This is a genomic window from Halomonas sp. A11-A (assembly GCF_003182195.1).
Taxonomy (GTDB): Bacteria; Pseudomonadota; Gammaproteobacteria; order Pseudomonadales; family Halomonadaceae; genus Halomonas; species Halomonas alkalicola.
Genome location: NZ_QGTM01000052.1, coordinates 1 through 2,986, shown reverse-complemented (window position 1 = coordinate 2,986; position 2,986 = coordinate 1). Strand labels below are relative to the sequence as shown.

Below are 2,986 nucleotides of genomic sequence, written 5' to 3'. Positions count from 1 at the left end.
CAAAGAATTCGGCCAGAAATGGCTAAGTCACTGAATTCTCATGCCATGAGTGCCGATTTCAGGCCAAAATCGGACTGGAAGTGTCGAACTCGGGGGAATGGGGTCGCCGTGCTCCGAAAGGCTTTCGAGATGCCCTTCGATGGCCTCTCGCGCATTGGCGATTGCCTCGTCGAAGGTATCGCCAGCGGAGAAGCAGCCCGGCAGATCGGGCACGACTACGCCATAAGCGTGCTGCTCGTCGCCAACCTCGATCGCAATGGGATAGTGCATGGTGTCGCTCCGCCTCAAGCTCCTTGAACAGGTCTGCGCTCTTCATACCCGTCTCCTTGCCGCACCCTTGAGGTTATAGCAACTCTAATCAGCAGTTGCACAAGGATTCATAACCCTGATGACACCCTTTGGAGCGCTCTGAGTCTCGCCACGGCTTGGGAGTGGGCGGAGCCGAGCCCTGCCGGGCTCAACCACGGCGGCGTCTGGAGCTGTGGGTGGGTTAGAGCACTGCTTGGCGATAAGCAGCACACGGGGTGAGGTGTCAGGTGAATACCATCACTGTACAGTCAGGCGAATACCACCACTGTACAGGCGATTTGATCATACGGGACCCTACACTCTACTCAACAAGCAACGACTTAATCGATGAAACGACATACCCGACGTTATCATCATTCACTCCTGACAAGTTAATCCTTCCTGAATCCAGCATATATATACTAAATTCCTCTCTCAACACGCCCACGTCTTCTTTACGAACTGGAATCAATGAAAATAACCCCGCACCACTATAGACGTTTCGAAAAACAGCACCACACCCTTGCCTATGAGCCTCATCAACCAGCACTTTCCTTACACATTTAACTCTGGAAGACATAAGACTTAATTCTTCTTCCCACATCCTCTTAAGATCAGGCGATGACAGTATTTCTCTCACAATTAATGCTCCATGTATAGCTGGGCTAGAAATACTTACTCTAGCCAACTTGGCTAGATGCAGCTTGGCCTTTACGCAGCTATCGCGGCTTTTACCTAGGACTACAAGAGCTCCAACCCTATCTCGGTAAAGTCCAAAATTCTTAGAGCAAGAATAAGCAACAAACATCTCATCCAAATGTTCAGAGAACAGTTCTACGCAGTATGCATCTTTGCTTAACCCATTTGCAAGACCATGATAGGCCATGTCGATTACTGGAAATAGCCCTCTTTCTTTTACCACTTCCAACACAGCGCCCCATTGACGCCTTGAAAGATCAAAACCAGTAGGATTATGACCGCAACCGTGCAAAACAACAACATCCCCACCTGGAATTTCTTTAATGCTTTCAAGCATAACCTGAAAATTTAAATCACCCCCAATTCCTTGATAAGGATAACAAGCAACTTTCATTCCCACATGTGTGAAAATATCCACATGATTCCCCCATGTCGGGTCACATACCCAGACCCCCTTATCATTACTGATCTGTTTAAGAAACTCTGCCGCAAGCCTAACTGCTCCCGTTCCACCTATAGTTTGAATCGACAAAACCCTTCCATCTTCAATTAAATCACTCCTTTCCTTGAAAAGAAGCCATGAGATCACATCACAAAACCCCTCAAGCCCACCTGAACCTTTATAAATCTTATCTGCCGATCCACTAACAACAAAGTTTTCTGCGATTCTCACAGACTCCATAAGAGGAGTGTTACCATACTGATCTTTATAAAGACCAATTCCTAAATCAACCTTCCTAGGATCAGCATCACTCATGAAATGTTTGCTAAGAGTCAAGATTGGGTCAGGACGAATCATTTCAAGCCTTTCAAACATGAAAAAACCTCTCTGCTGAGATAAAATAAAAGCCGTGTTTCGCACAACCGAGCCACGGCTTTAGGATCTATTAATTTCTTAGCACTCATATGCAGTTTTTTTAGCTAGCTTACTTGCTTCCTCTATGATTATATCTTCTTGGCTAGCCACCAGCTTTCTTGAAGCAAGTCTTTCACACAGCTCAAAAACGTCAACCCCGAAGTCAGACGAGACTTTCTGGACATACTTCCCATAGCCAGTGAACAGGCCGTACATTCCTGTCATGATGTTTATTGCCTTTATATCAGGAACACTTCTTGTTATACTATTCTCTGCATACAAAGATAGATTAACAAGGTCCTTGAACTTGACGTTCATTTTGTATCCGTATCTTTCAAACACAGCAACCACAGCCTCTAGCTGTGTATTCCCTGAGCCCGCCCCAAAGCCTTTAATAGTGGCGTCAACCATCTCTGCACCAGACTCTACTGCCGCAATTGAGTTTGCGACAGCGAGGCCAAGGTTATTATGAGCATGATAGCCTATAGTAATTCCGAGGTTTTCATGCAAGGCTGTGACTTTTTCACTGACAATATCAGGGGTCGAGTACCCAGCGCTGTCCATGAGGACAATTCCATCCGCCCCTGCGGCTTTCATACCGGCGGCTTCTTTTAAGAGCCTTTCGGCGTCAGCCATGTGAGACATGATAAGAACACCATACACCACCTTATCCTTCGCTTTAAGATACTGTATCGGCCTATAAGTTATATTGCTTTCCGTACAGTGACTAGCAATTCGGAAAACATCCACACCGATTTCAATGGCCTTATCAAGATCTGAATGTTTACCCACACCAGGAACAAAATGTATCCCCAGCCTGGATGTTTTACAATTTTCTCTAGCAACAGACAGCATAGTTTCATCATCTACTTTGGCAACACCAAACGCACTGGATGACGCTCCCAGCCCGTATCCGTGGCCAACTTCGACGATATCTAACCCAGCTCGATCGGCTCCTTTACAGTAATTAGCTAAGTGCCTAACCGAAAGTTTTCGTGCATAATGTGTGTAGGATAACTGACACGGACGGAACCATGGCAAGGCGCTTCGTTGCACCTCTCACTGAGTCTGAGCAGCAGACGCTGTCCTCCGCCTATCACCATGGTGAGAAGCGCGCCCTACGTCGACGTGCGCATGCCATCT

At 46.7% G+C, this 2,986-nt stretch carries 3 protein-coding genes and 1 pseudogene; 1 reads left to right on the top strand and 3 read right to left on the bottom strand.

The genetic code is table 11. The annotated features are described in order from the left end of the window. Nucleotides 1-27: 27 nt before the first annotated feature. The 3 genes from DER72_RS15920 to DER72_RS15910 form a co-directional block, all read right to left on the bottom strand. Nucleotides 28-270, bottom strand: coding sequence for a type II toxin-antitoxin system HicB family antitoxin (locus tag DER72_RS15920; RefSeq protein WP_110070901.1), 243 nt, complete (start codon nt 268-270; stop codon nt 28-30). A 340-nt stretch (nt 271-610) separates the two neighbouring features. Then, nucleotides 611-1,804 (bottom strand): aromatic amino acid transaminase, encoded by a 1,194-nt coding sequence (locus DER72_RS15915; RefSeq protein WP_110070900.1) that lies wholly within the window; start codon nt 1,802-1,804, stop codon nt 611-613. Nucleotides 1,805-1,882: 78 nt separating this feature from the next. Then, on the bottom strand, nt 1,883-2,884 hold the full coding sequence (locus DER72_RS15910; RefSeq protein ID WP_110070902.1) for a 4-hydroxy-2-oxovalerate aldolase: 1,002 nt from the start codon (nt 2,882-2,884) through the stop codon (nt 1,883-1,885). On the opposite strand from DER72_RS15910, the pseudogene DER72_RS15905 reads away from it, so the two are divergent. After that, nucleotides 2,878-2,986: pseudogene (locus DER72_RS15905) on the top strand (IS630 family transposase); the annotation flags it as partial. The gene DER72_RS15910 and the pseudogene DER72_RS15905 overlap by 7 nt on opposite strands.

Excerpts from the sequence above, each read along its gene's own strand:
- DER72_RS15915 (WP_110070900.1), bottom strand. The coding sequence starts at position 1,804 with ATGTTTGAAAGGCTTGAAATGATTCGTCCTGACCCAATCTTGACTCTT.
- DER72_RS15920 (WP_110070901.1), bottom strand. The coding sequence starts at position 270 with ATGCACTATCCCATTGCGATCGAGGTTGGCGACGAGCAGCACGCTTAT.